Origin of the sequence: Streptococcus halichoeri (assembly GCF_009870755.1) — a bacterium.
Taxonomy (GTDB): Bacteria; Bacillota; Bacilli; order Lactobacillales; family Streptococcaceae; genus Streptococcus; species Streptococcus halichoeri.
In genome coordinates, this window is sequence record NZ_WLZU01000033.1 from 1 (window position 1) to 16,918 (window position 16,918).

Here is a 16,918-nt window from a genome sequence, read left to right on the forward strand (position 1 = left end):
CCCAAGCAGTTAAGTGACGATAGCCTAGGAGATACACCTGTTTCCATGCCGAACACAGCAGTTAAGCCCTAGAACGCCTGAAGTAGTTGGGGGTTGCCCCCTGTTAGATACGGTAGTTGCTTAGCCATGATCCGCCATAGCTCAGTTGGTAGTAGCGCATGACTGTTAATCATGATGTCGTAGGTTCGAGTCCTACTGGCGGAGTTGAGAGAAGAGAGATTAGGAGGGAACCTTATCTTTTCTTTTTATACTTGTTGGCAAAAGAGAAGACGAAAGCAGTCTTCTTTTTTGTTATAGTTAAAAGCGGCTCATTGTCAACTGTAGTGGGTGACTTATAACTTATAACTAAGCACGAGAGGAGACAAAGTTTGTCTTCTCTTTTACTATGTTCAAAGCGATAAGAATTCTTGTTTTAAAGTTTTCAAAGTTCCGAAAACCAAAGGCATTGCGCTTAATATCTTTGATCAGTTTGTTTGTCGCCTCAAGTTTGGCGTTCGAATAAGGCAGCTGGATGGCATTAGTGACATATGGTTTGTAGCGAACAAGGGTATGGAGAGCTGTCTTGAAAGTTTGATTGAGGTTGGAGGAAGCCTCTGTTATCAGGCCAAAGAAATGGTCAGGATTTTTCTCTTGCAGGTGAAAAAGCAGGAGCTGATAAAGGTCGTAATAGCCCTTTAATTCAGGTACCAGCTGGAAGATTTTGGTTAGGCATTCTTTTGGCGTGATTGTTTCTCTAAAAGTTCTTGAATAAAAGCGGTGCAGCGAGAGTTTTCGACTATCTTTCAAGACCAATTTCCAGTAGTACTTCAAGGCTCGGTATTCAAGGGATTTCTTGTCAAACCGTTTCATGAGTTGAATGCGGGTCTGGTTTAAAGCCCGATTCAGGTGCTGGACACTATGGAAACGGTCAAGGACAATCTCAGCCTTTGGGAATAGGATTTTGATGAGGGGAATGTAAGAACCAGACATATCAACAGTAACGATTTTAACGCTGTTTCTAGCCTTTTTAGAGTACCTAAAGAAATGATTGCGAAGGGTTGTTTGCGTCCGATTATCAAGGATGGTGATGATTTTCTTGGTTTCAAAATCCTGAGCGATGAAGGCGAGTTTCCCCTTTCGATAAGCAAATTCGTCAATGGAGAGCACCTCAGGCAGTTGCGAGAAGTCTTCCTTGAAGGAGAACTGCTTGAGTTTTCGATGGACGGTTGATGGAGAAACCGCTAGGTTTTGAGCGATGTGTGTCAGCGCTTTACGGTTGAGCAGTCCTTGAGCGACCTTTTGCCTAAGAGGCTCAGAGATTTGGCAGTTCTTTCGCACCAAATTGGTTTCAGAAACAGTAACCTTACGACAGCTTTTGCATTGAAACCGACGTTTTTTAAGCCTGATCAGACTAGGAAAGCCATTGATGTCAAGAAATGGGATTTTCGACGGCTTTTGGAAGTCGTATTTTATCTGTTTTCCACCACAAGTCGGACACCCTTTAGGCTCATAATCCAGCCTTGCATAGAGTTCAATGTGCGTCTTATGTTGAAAAACGTTGTCTAAAGCTATATTTTTGTCTTTAATTCCGATTAATTCTGTGGTATTCTTAAGGTGTTCCATATGACACTTTCTAATGTGAGTTTAGTCGCTTTTCATTATAAGTCATATGGGACTTTTTGTCTGCATGAAAAAGGCTCATCATCTCCAGAGTGGATTTACCCACTACAGATATTATAGAGCCAGAATTGAAAGAAGGTTTGCATTTTAAGTGAAAAAAGGTTACTATAGAGAGGAAGATAAGAGCACCCTTAGCTCAACTGGATAGAGTACCTGACTACGAATCAGGCGGTTAGAGGTTCGACTCCTCTAGGGTGCAAAAAAGAAGAGAACCCAAGCCTCAGGTTCTTAGATTGAAGACAGCGTCTGTTAGGACTGCTTGCTTCAATCTTTTTTATTTGATCGCAGAAGCGTAAGTGCGCCTATCCTGCTGTGCTTTGAAGATTTCTAAGAGATGTCACTTCTTTATCCTCTGTGTTTTAGAGGGATGGTCTGTAGTCTGCATTTCGAACATGACAAGGATGTCATGTTCTTTTTTAGTGGAAGCTTTTATACTTAAGAAAAAGTAAAAGGATAGGAAGGAGTCGGTAATAACAAGAATGGTAGAGAAGTTATTTGAAGAGGTTAAACCTATTATTCTTAAAAGTCGGCGGAAATATTACATTCAACTTTGGGATCAAGAAGATTGGTTACAGGAGGGTCGGATTATCTTATACCAACTCTTAGCTAGTCACCCGACATTATATGAGGATAGGGGGCGGTTATTAGTGTACTTTAAGACGAAGTTTAATAACTACGTCAAGGATGTGATTAGAGGGCAAGAGTCCCTGAAGCGCCGTTTTCATAAGCTGCCATATGAAGAAATCAGTGAGGTTGGGCATCGATTAGCGAGTGGTAGTCTAGACGTTGGGGAGTCGGTATGTATAAGGGAGCAGCTAAGAGTCCTGAGAGAGGAGCTTAGTGAAGAGGAGGGGGCATTATTAGATAAGTTAGTTAGTGGGGAGCGTTTTCCTGGGCGTTGTGCCTTATTGCGGAAATTAAAGCCTTATTTTATTGATTTTTTAGACTAGGTGGACCTGCTTAACTCTTACTGGCACGGGGAGCGGCACTAACTGAAAATGTTTAACTCTGCTGTAGTTTAAGTCTTAGGTATTAGCCGTCCGTCGTACGTAGATAAGATAATGAGTAACTCTTATTTATAACCGCTCTGCTTTATCACTCATTTTAATCATTTATAAAAGTCTATTTTCTAGTCTGTATTTTTGTCTGGGGACAGATGGGGATATTTGCGTGGTTCTTTCCTAAATTCCGTGATAAAATAGAACTATGATTAGATATAAAGCAATTCTTGCCTATGATGGGACTCTTTTTTCTGGCTTTCAGCGCCAGCCTCACCATCGAACTGTTCAGGAAGAATTAGAAAAAACCTTGTCAAAACTTGCTGACGGGCAACAGATAATTGTTCATGGTGCTGGTCGTACGGATGCTGGAGTACATGCCTATGGTCAGGTGATTCATTTTGACTTTCCTCTAGAAATGATAGAAGAGAAGTTGCGGTTTGCGCTAGATACACAATCACCTGATGATATTGATGTTGTAAAAATTGAAAAAGTTGATACTTCATTTCATGCTCGCTATATCAAACACTCTAAAACGTATGAGTTTTTAGTGGATAATGGTCGCCCCAAAAATCCGATGATGCGCCATTATGCGACACACTATCCCTATCCTCTTGATTTGGAGCGAATGCAAATGGCAATTCGATTATTAGTGGGAACTCATGATTTTACAGGCTTTACTGCAGCTGGAACCAGTGTAAAAAATAAAGTGCGGACAATTACCTCAGCTACGGTTGATTATGATTGCAATCGCCGCTTGTTTGTTTTTCAGTTTCAGGGCAATGGTTTTTTGTATAAACAAGTTCGAAATATGGTAGGAACGTTATTGAAGATTGGTAACGGCCGAATGCCGATTGAACAAGTTCAAGTTATCTTAGATAGTAAAAATCGCCAATTGGCTGGACCAACACCAGCCGGCAATGGCTTATACCTTAAGGAGATCAAGTATGAAGACGACTAACATTTTGGCAATTTCAGGAAATGATATTTTTTCAGGGGGCGGCTTGTGTGCTGACTTAACAACCTATGCTGTGAATCATATTCATGGATTTGTGGCAGTGAGCTGTTTGACAGCAATGACCGAAAATGGCTTTGAAGTTATTCCGACTGATCCCCAGATATTAAAGCAACAATTGGATAGCTTAAAAGCTGTGAATTTTTCGGCTGTTAAAATAGGGCTTTTGCCAAATATTCAAACGGTACAAGTAGTTTTAGAATTTTTAAGCAAAATGCCAAGCTGCCCTATCGTTTTAGATCCAGTACTTGTTTGTAAGGAGAAACATGATTTAGAAGTTAGCCAGTTAGGACAGGAATTAGTCTCTCTTTTCCCATATGCAAGCCTTGTTACACCAAATTTAGTTGAGGCACAATTATTAACAGGACTTACGATTAACAACCTTGACCAGATGAAAGAAGCAGCTATAAAGCTTAACCAAATGGGTGCCAAACACGTGGTTATTAAGGGTGGTAACCGGCTTGAGCAAGATCAGGCCATTGATCTTTATTATGATGGTCAACAATTTTCCACATATACGAATCCAGTGCTTAATGGTAATAATGCCGGAGCAGGTTGTACCTTTGCTTCAAGCATAGCCAGTCGTTTGGCTTTGGGTGATTCCAAGGAAAAGGCTATTGCAGCCTCAAAAGATTTTGTTTACCAAGCAATCAAAAATGCAGATCAATATGGAGTAGTTCAATATTTTTAGGAGACAATGATGAGAAAAGCAGAAACAAGTCGTTTAATTCAATTAGCCATTATTACCGCCTTATCAGTAGTTTTAGGTATGGTTATTAGTATTCCTACTCCAACAGGCTTTTTGACTTTTTTGGATGCAGGGATTTACTTTGCAGCTTTCTATTTTGGCAAGAAAGAGGGTGCTATTGTTGGTGCCTTGGCTGGATTTTTAATTGATCTTTTAAAGGGTTATCCCAATTGGATGTTTTTTAGTTTGATAATTCATGGTGGTCAAGGCTTTTTAGCAGGCTTACCTGGTAGGAAACGCCTGATAGGGTTAATTGGTGCAACTAGCTTTATGGTGATTGGCTATGCAGTAGTAGGTGGTTGCATGTATGGCTGGGGGTCCGTTTTTTCAAGTATTCCAGGAAACATTCTTCAAAATATGGCTGGCATGGCCACGGGTTATATTCTTAAACAGGCAATAGAAAGAGTAAGAAGTTAATGATTGACTTGGAGTATTTACAAGAAGAAACTAGAAAGATTGTTGTTGACATTATTGAACGCAGTGGTATTAAGTCGGGTCAAATCTTTGTTCTAGGTTTGTCTTCTAGTGAAGTTAGGGGAGGCTTGATTGGACAAAATTCAAGTCTTGAGATAGGTGAACTGATAGTAGAAGTTATTCTCCACGAACTTAGTAGTCGAGGTATTTATCTAGCTGTTCAAGGTTGTGAGCATATTAATCGTGCTTTAGTGGTTGAAGCAGAGTTGGCTGAAAGCAGAGGCTTAGAAATTGTAAATGTTTTACCTAGTATTCATGCGGGAGGAAGTGGGCAACTAGCTGCCTTTAAATTGATGAAAAGTCCTGTTGAGGTAGAAGAAATTGTTGCTCAGGCAGGACTTGATATTGGAGATACTTCAATTGGTATGCATATTAAGCGGGTGCAGGTTCCATTGGTGCCTGTTAAGCGAGAACTCGGTAAGGCACATGTGACAGCCCTAGCTAGTCGTCCTAAATTGATTGGTGGTGCTAGGGCTCGCTATACTGCGGATGCGATTCGAAAAAATTAAAAGAGCTTCCACAGAAAAGGAGCTCTATACTTGAGGTGTAAGGTTAGTTGTAGTTGGTAAGGGAATTCCTGCATTCAAAATAGCTTCTTGGTAAAGGCGGTAGAAGGTGTGGTAAATCAGGTATTGTTGGCCATTTTTGGTATAGATGGTAATACGAAATGAAAATTGACCGTTTGCATTTAGCTGAGGTCCCATAATATTTGGCTGACCAATAATCTCGGGGTGGTTTGCAACTTCTTTTTGATTGACGTCTTCAATAATTTTAGTGACGAGGTTTAAGTCAGTCGTGGCATAGAGTGGAATTTCAATCAGTGCGCGCATGTCGCCTCGAGAGAGATTACTGACAATTGTGATGTTACGATTTGGGATATAATGCAAGGTGCCATCAAACCCTTTAACCTGTGTTGTTCTGATTCCTACACTAATAATGGTTCCATTGATGTCTGCTAATGTAACGGTATCACCCACTTCAAATTGATTTTCAAAGAGAATAAAAAATCCGTTGATAACATCTGACAAGAAGCCCTGTGCACCTAAACCAATAGCAACTCCAGCAATTCCGGCTCCAGCTAGTAGACTTGAAACTGGTATAGAGAGTAGACTTAATACCCAATAAATTAATAAAAAATATAAAACATAATTAATCAGATTATAGAGTAATTTTGAGAGTGTCTTCCTGCGTGCAGCTGTTTGCCTTGAAAAAGGGAGGGATTTTTCAACTGCCTTTTCAAAAAGGTAATTAACAACGCTTTTTAATAGGGAAAAGAAAATTAAAAGAAGTACTAGTGAGACTGCTTTTTCTAAGAGAGTAAGGAGTATATTTTCAAGTTTAAGCTTGTTAAAATAGTTCAAGATAAAAGTCATATTTAATCCTTTCCTTCAGTAGTGTAACAAAAATTACTCTAAAAATAAACCAGAGGAAGGCACATGAAATCCAAGCAAAGCCTACTATGACTGGGGAATAATACACAAAAGACTTTTAAATAGTGTCTGATTATGATAGAATGAACTGTATCTAAATTATTTTAAGGAGAAATGACTTCATGTCTACATCATTTGAAGAAAAAGCCACCAACCGTGGTGTTATTACATTTACAATCGATCAAGAAAAAATTAAACCAGCTCTTGATCAAGCTTTTAACAAAGTCAAAAAAGATATTAATGTTCCAGGATTCCGTAAAGGTCATATTCCTCGTCCCCTTTTCAATCAAAAGTTTGGTGAAGAAGTGCTTTATGAAGACGCTTTAAATATTATCTTACCTGATGCGTATGAAGCTGCGGTTTCTGAGCTTGATTTAGATATTGTTGCTCAACCTAAAATTGATGTTGCCTCAATGGAGAAGGGCAAGGACTGGGAAATTACAGCTGAAGTTGTTACAAAACCTGAAGTTAAATTAGGTGATTATAAAAACTTAGTGGTTGAAGTTGAAGCAACTAAAGAAGTTACAGACGAAGAAGTAGATGCTAAAGTAGAACATGAACGTCAAAATCTAGCTGAACTTGTTGTCAAAGAAGATGCAGCAGCTGAAGGGGATACTGTTGTTATTGACTTTGTTGGCTCAGTTGATGGTGTGGAATTTGACGGTGGTAAGGGTGAGAATTTCTCTCTTGAATTAGGTTCTGGTCAATTCATTCCTGGCTTTGAAGAACAGTTGGTTGGTTCAAAAGCCGGTGACACTGTAAATGTTGAGGTAACCTTCCCAGAAGATTATCAGGCAGAAGATCTAGCTGGTAAAGCAGCGCTATTTGTAACAACAATTCATGAAGTAAAAGCTAAAGAAGTTCCAGAATTGGATGACGAACTCGCAAAAGATATTGATGAAGAAGTTGAAACTTTAGCAGATTTGAAAGCGAAGTATCGTAAAGATCTAGAAGCTGAAAAAGAAATTGCTTATGATGATGCAGTTGAAAGCGCAGCAATTGAATTAGCTGTTGCCAACGCAGAAATTGTTGAGTTACCTGAAGAAATGATTCATGAAGAAGTTCATCGTTCAATGAATGAATTTATGGGGAACATGCAACGTCAAGGTATTTCTCCAGAAATGTACTACCAATTAACTGGTACTACAGAAGAAGATCTTCACAAGCAACACGAAGGGCAAGCAGATAATCGGGTGAAAACGAACCTTATTATTGAAGCTATTGCTAAGGCAGAAGGCTTTGAAGTTTCTAAAGAAGATATTGAGAATGAAGTCAACGACCTTGCTGCGGAGTACAATTTACCAGTTGAACAAGTACGTTCATTATTATCAGAAGATATGTTGAAGCATGACATTGCTATGAAAAAAGCTGTAGAAGTTATTACAGAGACAGCAACTGTAAAATAAGGTTGTATGGTCCGCTGTAATGGGTAAATGAAAAGCTGGGATCAAGAGGGAAACAATTTGGTTTATTCTTGTACTAAATGTTAAGTTATCCATTTTTAGTCGGCAAAATACCAAAATAGACATCCTTTAGCGAGTTACGCAAAGCTGAAATCAATCATTTCAGCTTTTTTACTTAGCAAACGAAATGCTTGTGATGGGTGAGTGAATGGTAAAAATGGATTAAAAAGCGACCACTTGCCATAAACTACCCTCAAATAGTTTACAGGCCATACAAATCGTGCCTTTGAGAGCACAAGCAATAAATATTTTGACGAAATAATAAAATTAGCGTAAAATAGTAGGGAATGATATAATAAGGAGAATAGCCTTGAAATTAGACGTATTTGCGGGACAAGAAAAAAGTGAACTATCCATGATTGAGGTGGCACGTGCTATTTTAGAACAACGTGGCCGTGACAACGAAATGTATTTTAGTGATCTTGTCAATGATATTCAAACCTATTTAGGAAAATCTGACGCGGATATTCGTCAAGCGCTTCCGTTTTTCTATACAGACTTAAATACTGATGGAAGCTTTATTCCATTAGGTGATAATAAATGGGGCCTTCGTTCTTGGTATGCGATTGATGAAATTGATGAGGAAATCATTACGCTTGAAGATGAAGAAGATGGCGGCTCAAAACGTAAAAACCATCGGGTCAACGCTTTTATGGATGGTGACGAAGATGCAATTGATTATAACGACGATGATCCAGAAGATGAAGATTTCACAGAAAAATCAGCGGAAGTTGAGTACGATGAAGAAGATCCTGACGATGAAAAGTCAGAGGTTGAATCGTATGACTCTGAATTAAATGAAATCATTCCAGAAGATGATCTAGAAGAAGTTGATATCAATGAAGAAGATGAGGATGATGAAGAGGAAGAAGAGGACGAGGAGGTAGAAGACAATCAATAGGTTCTCAGTCATTCCGCTAACTTGATTGCAGTTCTAATCTAGCAGAAGTTAGTGTTAGGTTAGGACTGTAATACAATAAATCAAAAACAGCGAGGGCTCGTTTGAGGCGACATTTCGCTGTTTTTGGTTTTGGTATCGGTTGTGGCAGCAGGCGCCGATTCTTTAGTTTGTTTGGCTAAGTTTACCTGTTTTTAGTTTTGGCTGATTATCGGCTCGGCTTATTGTTGACTTGTAGAGGATGATTGATAGCTAAAGCAAGCGAGGGGAGACAAGGTTTGTCTTCTCTTTTGTTATAGTCAAAGTGATGAAGAGTTTGGTTTTTAAGGCTCCGAGGCTTAAAAAGCTCAAATCAGTCCCGCTTAATGTCTGTGATTAGTTTGTTTGGTTGCTTGTAGCTTAGCATTAGAATAAGAGCTTGATAATTCCTGCCCCTCCCTCTGCGCTGCGTTGTGGTGGTGCTCTACCCACTACAGCAACTAGAAAGCAGAGCCCTCTGTGACTTGACTTTCATCAACTGTTTGAGCTCTAAAGACGACAAACGAGCAATCTAGTGTGCAGGTTTTTCAGGTTACATTTCGAAATGGGGGTAATGAGTCGGGCATACTTTTGACAGAAATATCTCAGACTTAATGATGATATTGGTTTGAAAGATAAAAGAGAATTTATTTTGGAAAGTAGCAGCAAGTGCTAAACGTGAAAAATAAGTCTAAAAACCTTGACTTTAATAGCTATATTTTGGTATGATAAAAGACGGTATTGTTTACCCCATTTGTAAGGCCCCGGAACCTTCCAAATATCTTTGCGTGGGACGGAACACCCACCATTACTGTAAACAAATATTACGAATTCGTATAGGAGAAATCATGAACAAAACAACTTTCATGGCTAAGCCAGGCCAAGTTGAACGTAAATGGTACATTGTTGACGCCACTGATGTACCACTTGGACGTCTTTCTGCAGTAGTTGCTAGCGTACTTCGCGGAAAAAACAAACCAACTTTTACACCACACACTGACACAGGTGATTTTGTCATTGTTATCAATGCTGAAAAAGTTAAATTAACTGGTAAAAAAGCAAGTGATAAAATCTACTACACTCACTCTATGTATCCAGGTGGATTGAAATCAATCTCAGCAGGTGAATTACGCTCTAAAAACGCAGTTCGCTTGATTGAAAAATCAGTTAAAGGCATGCTTCCACACAACACTCTTGGACGTGCACAAGGCATGAAATTAAAAGTCTTCGTTGGTTCAGAGCATACACATGCAGCACAACAACCAGAAGTACTTGACATTTCAGGACTTATCTAAGAGGAAAGGAGCATTAAATAATGGCACAAGCACAATATGCAGGTACTGGCCGTCGTAAAAACGCTGTAGCACGCGTTCGTTTGGTTCCAGGTACTGGTAAAATCACAGTAAACAACAAGGATGTTGAAGAATACATTCCACATGCTGACTTACGCCTTGTTATTAACCAACCATTTGCAGTTACCTCAACTGAAGGTTCATACGATGTATTTGTTAATGTTGTAGGTGGTGGTTACGGCGGACAATCAGGTGCGATTCGTCATGGTATCGCGCGTGCGCTTCTCCAAGTTGATCCAGACTTCCGCGATTCATTGAAACGCGCTGGCCTTCTTACACGTGACGCACGTATGGTTGAACGTAAAAAACCTGGTCTCAAAAAAGCTCGTAAGGCTAGCCAGTTCTCAAAACGTTAAGAACCAGCTACAATGCAGCAGAACAATACTTCATGGATTACCATGGAGTATTTTCTTTTCTGAAAGAACTGGTGACGCAATTGACGTAGTCGTTGCGGCTTTAGTCGCTTACGAATACGGCTGCAAAGGAGATGCAGTCTTCGTGCCTCAAAACGTTAATCATTACGATTATATCAACATTTTAAGCACTCGCAGGTTTGCTCTACGGGTGCTTTTTTGAGTACGACGGGCATGTCGTACATCTGAGGTGAAAGTCCTTCGTGGGCACCCGCTACCGGTGAACCCAATAGCGACTCCCAAGCCTGACTATCGTGAGATAGCGGGGAGAGGAAGGGATAGCGAAATCGTGGCTCTACGAACAGAAACGTGATATAAAGGCGTATATAGAGGATGAGGGGGCCAAAAACTCTAAAGTCCAAAAAGGTAGTCGTAACCTATAGGCGTAAATCACGAGAGTAAACGAGGAAAGATGTACGACTTATCCCGTGAGGTCTCATGAGCGTCAAAAAGACGTAGTAACAACGACTCATGAGAAGTCAGCCGAGGTCATAGTAGTGATGAAGTTTCTGGAATGGAAACGCAGCGAAGGACCGAACGATTAACCGAAGTATACCTACTTCACTTGTGTCTGTAAAGAACGGTCTGATAGAACGGAATGCGGTCACGTATTGACTAGAGGAAAGTTCGCTAATATAAGATGTCTCACAGGCACCGAAATAAGAAAGGAATACGCACATGTCACAGTTACTAGATAATATCCTATCTCGTTCAAACATGTTGGAAGCCTACAATCAAGTTAAGACCAATAAGGGCTCAGCTGGAATTGACGGCGTAACAATTGACGAAATAGATGACTATCTCCACCAACACTGGCGTTCAACGAAAGAACTCATAAAGCAGAGGAAGTATAAGCCTCAGCCAGTCTTACGAGTTGACATTCCCAAACCTAACGGAGGAGTCCGTCAGCTTGGTATCCCCACAGTTATGGATAGGATGATACAACAAGCTATTGTCCAAGTCATCAGTCCTATTTGTGAACCTCATTTCTCTGAGACGAGCTATGGCTTCCGGCCAAATCGCTCATGTGAAAAAGCCATTGTCCAGTTATTAGAATACCTTAATACTGGCTACGAGTGGATAGTAGACATAGACCTTGAGAAGTTCTTTGACACCGTTCCTCAAGATAGACTGATGTCACTTGTCCATAACATTATCCAAGATGGCGATACAGAATCACTGATTCGTAAGTACCTTCATTCAGGGGTCGTCATCAACGGACACCGTCAGAAAACACTAGTCGGAACACCGCAGGGAGGCAACTTGTCACCGCTCTTATCCAATATCATGCTTAATGAGTTGGACAAAGAACTTGAAAAACGAGGGCTTCGCTTCGTCCGCTACGCAGATGATTGTGTCATCACAGTTGGAAGTGAAGCAGCTGCCAAACGTGTGATGCACTCTATTAGTCGCTTTATTGAAAAACGATTAGGTTTAAAAGTCAACATGACCAAGACAAAGATTGTGAGACCGAGCAAACTGAAGTATCTAGGGTTTGGGTTGTGGAAATCAGCTGATGGATGGAAAAGTCGTCCGCACCAAGATAGTGTGCAGAGTTTCAAGAGGAAACTCAAGAAGCTAACCACACGCAAATGGAGCATAGACTTGGACAGTCGTATTGAGAAACTCAACTGGTTGATTCGAGGTTGGATAAACTACTTTTCTATGACGAACATGAAATCAGTCATGGCAAGCATTGATGAACGAGTGAGAACTCGAATAAGAGTTATTATCTGGAAACAATGGAAAAAGAAATCTAAGCGACTATGGGGACTTCTCAAACTAGGAGTTCCGAAGTGGATAGCTGATAAGATATCTGGTTGGGGTGACCATTACCAATTAGTGGCTCAGAGGTCTGTACTGAAACGAGCCATATCAAAACCAGTCCTAACTAAACGTGGACTGGTCTCGTGCTTAGATTATTATTTAGAACGACAGGCGTTAACAGTTAGTTGAACCGCCGTGTGCCGAACGGCACGCACGGTGGTGTGAGAGGGACTAGAAATTAGTCCCTACTCGATGTTCTTCTGAAAAATTAGTTGTCTGACAATGTCAGTCACCGTGTTTGGTACGGGGATTTTAGAATTGACCTAAAAACATGATTCTAGGTTTTTGCGAGCTCAGATAGTGTATACACACTATCGCAAAAAATAAAACATCAAGAAAGGGCGAACCGACAATTTTCCTAGTGTTTTATATATCTGGGAGACTCCCCAGCCCCCTTGAGAAATAGTTCGAGATAGTGTTAGAAAATGGTATAATAGAAATAAAATATACTTCTGATAATTTTTTATTATGTGCAATTGAATGTGAAAGGTTCAATATGGTAGATTTATTAAAGCCTAAACATAAAATGTCTGAAGAAGACATCAAGGCAAACTTTATCACGCCAGCCATTCTGTCAAAAGGCTGGAAAAATGGGGAACATATTGCTTACGAGGAATATTTCACAGATGGTCGAATAGAAGTTCGTGGGGATAAAGCCCGTCGAAAAGAGGGTAAAAAGTCAGACTACGCCCTTTATTACCAATTTGGACAGCGTATTGCTATTATTGAAGCGAAGGATAACAAACATAGTGTTCGAGCTGGCTTACAGCAGGCAATCGAATATGGAGAAATCTTGGATGTGCCTTTTGTTTATGCGTCAAATGGGGACGGCTTTATCGAACACGACCGCATCACGAGACAAGAGCGTGAAATCGCTTTGGATGACTTTCCAACTCGTGAGGAGCTGTTTGAACGGTTAAAGGCTGAGAAGGGATTGACATCGGAAATTGTAGAGGCTATTACGATTCCTTACTATACCGATGCTTTTTCGTCGAAAACGCCTCGCTATTACCAGCAAATTGCTATCAATCGTACGGTTGAGGCGGTTGCTCGTGGGCAAAAGCGGGTCATGTTTGTCATGGCGACAGGAACTGGGAAGACCTTTATGGCCTTTCAGATTATCCATCGCTTGCGAAAGGCAGGGCTGGCTAAGCGAGTATTGTTTTTAGCTGACCGAAATATCTTGGTTGACCAGACCATGGCTGAAGATTTTAAGCCCTTTGAAAAGGTCATGACCAAAATCACGGCAAAGCTGCTCAATGCCCCAGAAAAACTCAATTCCTTTGAGATTTATCTAGGACTTTACCAGCAATTAACAGGTGAAGCCGGAGAGGAAACTCATTACCAAAAGTTTGATAAGGATTTCTTTGACTTGATTGTCATTGATGAGGCCCACCGTGGTTCAGCTAAAGAAGATAGCAACTGGCGAAAGGTGATTGACTATTTCTCATCGGCGACACAAATAGGCATGACGGCAACGCCAAAGGAGACTAAAGAGATTTCCAATATGGATTATTTTGGCGAACCTGTTTACACTTATAGCTTAAAGCAAGGGATTGAGGACGGTTTTTTGGCTCCCTATCGGGTCATGCGAGTAAATCTTGATATCGATGTGGATGGCTATCGTCCAGAAAATGGTCAAGTTGATACTAAAGGTCAACTCATTGAAGATAGATACTACGGTCGCAAGGATTTTGACAAGACCATTGTAATTGATGACCGGACGCAGATGGTGGCAAAGTTTGTTTCAGATTACATGAAGCAAAACAATGCACGCTTCGATAAAACTATCGTTTTCTGTGTTGATATTGACCATGCTGAACGAATGCGAGCAGCCTTTGTTAAGGAAAATCCCGACCTAGTACAAGAAGATTATCGCTATGTGATGCAGGTGACTGGAGATAACGCAGAAGGTAAGGCTCAGCTGGATAACTTTATGGATGTCAATTCTAAATTTCCAGCTGTTGTGACTACTTCAAAACTCTTGACGACTGGGGTCAACGCCAAGACCTGTCGCTTGATTGTGCTGGACTCCAATATCCAGTCTATGACGGAGTTTAAGCAAATCATCGGTCGAGGGACACGGCTGTATCCCGACAAGGGCAAGGAGTTTTTCACCATCATTGACTTTAGAAACGTAACTAATCTCTTTGCTGACCCAGATTTTGATGGCGATCCTGTCAAGGTATTGGTCGTCGGTGGTCAGACAGACCTGAAAAGTCCGCCTAAATTTACAACTGAGGTGAATGAACCCACGGAAAAATACCGTGTGACGGATAAAAAGGTGACGATTTTGAACTCAACGGTTCAAGTCTTGGATGAAAATGGCAAATTAGTCACGGAGAGTCTGACTGATTACACTCGGAAAAATGTTTTGGGGGCTTATGCGACCTTGACCGACTTTATCACGGCATGGCAGGCGGCGGACAAGAAAAAGGTTATCTTGGAAGAACTTTATCAAAAAGGCGTTTACTTTGATGCTATTAGAGAGGCGGAAGGAATTTCAGAACAGGAGATTGATGATTTTGATTTGCTCCTGAAACTGGCTTATGGGCAAAAGAGTCTGACCAAGACCGAGCGGATAAGCCAGGTCAAGCAAAGTGGTTATCTCTATAAGTACAGCGAGGAGGCGCGTGCCGTGCTGGAGATTTTGCTGGACAAGTATATGGATAAGGGCATTGGGGAACTGGAAAGTCTTGAAACCCTGAAGTTGCCAGAGTTTCAGGTCTTTGGTGGTACCTTTAAGATTATCAACACGCACTTTGGAGATAAGAAACGCTATTTAGAGGCGATAAAAGAATTGGAAGAAAGGCTTTTTACCGTAGCTTAAGGAAAGGAAATCATGTCAATTACAGCATTTGTCAAACGCATTCAAGACATTACACGAAATGACGCTGGGGTCAATGGCGATGCCCAGCGGATCGAGCAGATGTCTTGGTTACTCTTTTTGAAGATTTACGATAGCCGTGAGATGGTCTGGGAATTGGAAGAGGATGACTATGAGTCCATCATCCCAGAGGACCTCAAATGGCGAAACTGGGCTCACGCTGAAAAGGGTGAGCAGGTCTTGACAGGGGACGACCTGCTGGACTTTGTCAACAACCGGCTCTTTAAGGAATTAAAAGATCTTGAAGTCACGCCAAATATGCCTCTTCGCAAAAGCATCGTCAAGTCAGCCTTTGAAGATGCCAACAACTACATGAAAAACGGTATTCTTTTGCGACAGGTCATTAACGTCATTGACGAGGTGGACTTTAACAGCCCTGAAGACCGTCATTCCTTTAATGACATTTATGAAAAAATCCTCAAGGACATCCAAAGTGCGGGAAATTCTGGGGAGTTTTACACCCCTCGGGCGGCGACGGATTTTATCGCTGAGATGCTTGATCCAAAACTGGGGGAGTCGATGGCTGACCTTGCCTGTGGGACAGGTGGTTTCTTGACCTCGACCTTGAACCACCTCAGTAAACAGCGAAAGACCAGTGAAGATATTCAAAAATACAACAGGGCTGTCTTTGGGATTGAGAAAAAGGCCTTTCCACATCTCTTGGCGGTGACCAATCTCTTTCTTCATGAAATTGACGACCCTAAAATCATCCACGGCAATACCTTGGAGAAAAATGTCCGTGACTATACGGAGGACGAGAAGTTTGACATCATCATGATGAACCCACCTTTTGGTGGGTCGGAACTGGAGACCATTAAAAACAACTTTCCAGCAGAATTGCGGAGCTCGGAGACGGCAGACCTCTTTATGGCGGTTATCATGTATCGCTTGAAAGAAAATGGTCGGGTTGGGGTGATTTTGCCTGATGGTTTTCTCTTTGGAGAGGGGGCTAAGACCCGCCTCAAGCAGAAACTGGTGGAGGAGTTTAACCTCCATACCATTATCCGCCTGCCGCATAGTGTCTTTGCGCCCTATACCTCCATCCATACCAATATCCTTTTCTTTGATAAGACCAAGAAGACGGAGGAAACTTGGTTTTACCGTTTGGACATGCCAGAGGGTTATAAAAACTTTTCTAAGACCAAGCCGATGAAAGCGGAGCATTTTGCCCCTGTCCGTGACTGGTGGGCTAATCGTGAGGAGATTTTAGAGGGGAATTTTTACAAGGCGAAAGCTTTTTCACCAAGTGAGCTAGCGGATTTGAGCTACAACTTTGACCAGTGTGGTTTTCCAAAGGAGGAGGAAGAAATCCTAGAACCTTTGGAGCTTATCCAAAACTACCAGCAAGAACGGGCAGTCCTTAATCAGAAGATTGATGCGGTCTTGGCAGATATTTTAGAGCTTTTGGAGGATAAGGGATGACACCAGAGCAACTCAAATCCAGCATCCTCCAGCGAGCCATGGAGGGCAAATTGGTTCCGCAAGATCCAGCAGACGAGCCAGCCAGCGAACTCCTCAAACGCATCAAGGCGGAAAAGGAAAAACTCATCGCAGAGGGAAAAATCAGGCGAGATAAAAAGGAAACCGAGCTCTTTCGAGGTGAGGATGGGAAACCTTATGAGAAGTTGGCAGATGGGACGGTGCAGGAAGTTGATGTACCTTATGATATTCCAGAGAGCTGGGAGTGGGTGAGGTTAAGAAATTTAGGAACAATCACATCAGGCGGAACGCCAAAA

General features: G+C 41.3%; 14 protein-coding genes, 2 tRNA genes, 1 rRNA gene and 1 pseudogene. 16 read left to right on the forward strand and 2 right to left on the reverse strand.

Annotated elements, in window-relative coordinates; translation table 11 throughout:
* Positions 1 to 9 precede the first annotated feature (9 nt).
* Both rrf and GWD08_RS07705 read left to right on the forward strand, forming a co-directional pair.
* Positions 10 to 125 (forward strand): 5S ribosomal RNA (gene rrf, locus GWD08_RS07700).
* Between the two features lie 5 nt (positions 126 to 130).
* Positions 131 to 204: transfer RNA gene (locus GWD08_RS07705), tRNA-Asn, on the forward strand.
* 141 nt (positions 205 to 345) lie between these two features.
* Here GWD08_RS07705 and GWD08_RS07710 read toward each other — a convergent pair.
* Positions 346 to 1,602 (reverse strand): ISL3 family transposase, encoded by a 1,257-nt coding sequence (locus GWD08_RS07710; protein ID WP_159565076.1) that lies wholly within the window; start codon positions 1,600 to 1,602, stop codon positions 346 to 348.
* 182 nt (positions 1,603 to 1,784) lie between these two features.
* On the opposite strand from GWD08_RS07710, the gene GWD08_RS07715 reads away from it, so the two are divergent.
* From GWD08_RS07715 to GWD08_RS07740, 6 genes are all read left to right on the forward strand, one after another.
* Positions 1,785 to 1,858 (forward strand) — tRNA-Arg (locus tag GWD08_RS07715).
* A 280-nt stretch (positions 1,859 to 2,138) separates the two neighbouring features.
* Positions 2,139 to 2,609, forward strand: a complete 471-nt coding sequence (locus tag GWD08_RS07720) for a sigma-70 family RNA polymerase sigma factor (protein WP_167547773.1) — start codon at positions 2,139 to 2,141, stop codon at positions 2,607 to 2,609.
* Between the two features lie 256 nt (positions 2,610 to 2,865).
* Positions 2,866 to 3,618 (forward strand): tRNA pseudouridine(38-40) synthase TruA, encoded by a 753-nt coding sequence (truA, locus tag GWD08_RS07725; protein WP_159546188.1) that lies wholly within the window; start codon positions 2,866 to 2,868, stop codon positions 3,616 to 3,618.
* Positions 3,605 to 4,363, forward strand: coding sequence for a bifunctional hydroxymethylpyrimidine kinase/phosphomethylpyrimidine kinase (locus GWD08_RS07730; RefSeq protein WP_159546190.1), 759 nt, complete (start codon positions 3,605 to 3,607; stop codon positions 4,361 to 4,363). The genes truA and GWD08_RS07730 overlap by 14 nt, the downstream gene beginning before the upstream one ends.
* A gap of 9 nt (positions 4,364 to 4,372) precedes the next feature.
* Positions 4,373 to 4,837 carry an ECF transporter S component gene (locus GWD08_RS07735; protein ID WP_159546192.1) on the forward strand — a complete coding sequence of 155 codons (465 nt, stop codon included), beginning with the start codon at positions 4,373 to 4,375 and terminating at the stop codon, positions 4,835 to 4,837.
* Positions 4,837 to 5,403 (forward strand): TIGR01440 family protein, encoded by a 567-nt coding sequence (locus GWD08_RS07740; RefSeq protein WP_159565078.1) that lies wholly within the window; start codon positions 4,837 to 4,839, stop codon positions 5,401 to 5,403. Before GWD08_RS07735 ends, GWD08_RS07740 begins: the two co-directional genes overlap by 1 nt.
* Positions 5,404 to 5,427: 24 nt before the next feature.
* Here the strand turns inward: GWD08_RS07740 and GWD08_RS07745 are convergent, their stop codons facing one another.
* Positions 5,428 to 6,267 (reverse strand): mechanosensitive ion channel family protein, encoded by an 840-nt coding sequence (locus GWD08_RS07745; protein WP_159565080.1) that lies wholly within the window; start codon positions 6,265 to 6,267, stop codon positions 5,428 to 5,430.
* A gap of 179 nt (positions 6,268 to 6,446) precedes the next feature.
* On the opposite strand from GWD08_RS07745, the gene tig reads away from it, so the two are divergent.
* The 8 genes and pseudogenes from tig to GWD08_RS07785 form a co-directional block, all read left to right on the forward strand.
* A complete protein-coding gene (gene tig, locus GWD08_RS07750; protein ID WP_159561777.1) occupies positions 6,447 to 7,730 on the forward strand; it encodes a trigger factor in 1,284 nt (427 codons plus the stop codon).
* Between the two features lie 367 nt (positions 7,731 to 8,097).
* Complete coding sequence (gene rpoE / locus GWD08_RS07755; RefSeq protein WP_159546200.1) at positions 8,098 to 8,688, forward strand: DNA-directed RNA polymerase subunit delta; 591 nt, start codon at positions 8,098 to 8,100, stop codon at positions 8,686 to 8,688.
* An 863-nt stretch (positions 8,689 to 9,551) separates the two neighbouring features.
* Positions 9,552 to 9,998: a 50S ribosomal protein L13 gene (rplM, locus tag GWD08_RS07760; RefSeq protein WP_159544815.1), complete on the forward strand. Its 447-nt coding sequence runs from the start codon at positions 9,552 to 9,554 to the stop codon at positions 9,996 to 9,998.
* A gap of 20 nt (positions 9,999 to 10,018) precedes the next feature.
* On the forward strand, positions 10,019 to 10,411 hold the full coding sequence (gene rpsI / locus GWD08_RS07765) for a 30S ribosomal protein S9 (RefSeq protein WP_159544813.1): 393 nt from the start codon (positions 10,019 to 10,021) through the stop codon (positions 10,409 to 10,411).
* A 735-nt stretch (positions 10,412 to 11,146) separates the two neighbouring features.
* The gene (gene ltrA / locus GWD08_RS07770; RefSeq protein ID WP_159565082.1) at positions 11,147 to 12,424 is read left to right on the forward strand and encodes a group II intron reverse transcriptase/maturase; all 1,278 of its coding nucleotides are present in this window, start codon (positions 11,147 to 11,149) and stop codon (positions 12,422 to 12,424) included.
* Between the two features lie 367 nt (positions 12,425 to 12,791).
* On the forward strand, positions 12,792 to 15,125 hold the full coding sequence (gene hsdR, locus GWD08_RS07775) for an EcoAI/FtnUII family type I restriction enzme subunit R (RefSeq protein ID WP_159565084.1): 2,334 nt from the start codon (positions 12,792 to 12,794) through the stop codon (positions 15,123 to 15,125).
* 12 nt (positions 15,126 to 15,137) lie between these two features.
* The gene (locus tag GWD08_RS07780; RefSeq protein WP_159565086.1) at positions 15,138 to 16,604 is read left to right on the forward strand and encodes a class I SAM-dependent DNA methyltransferase; all 1,467 of its coding nucleotides are present in this window, start codon (positions 15,138 to 15,140) and stop codon (positions 16,602 to 16,604) included.
* Positions 16,601 to 16,918 (forward strand): annotated as a pseudogene (locus GWD08_RS07785) (restriction endonuclease subunit S); the annotation flags it as partial. The gene GWD08_RS07780 and the pseudogene GWD08_RS07785, both read left to right, overlap by 4 nt.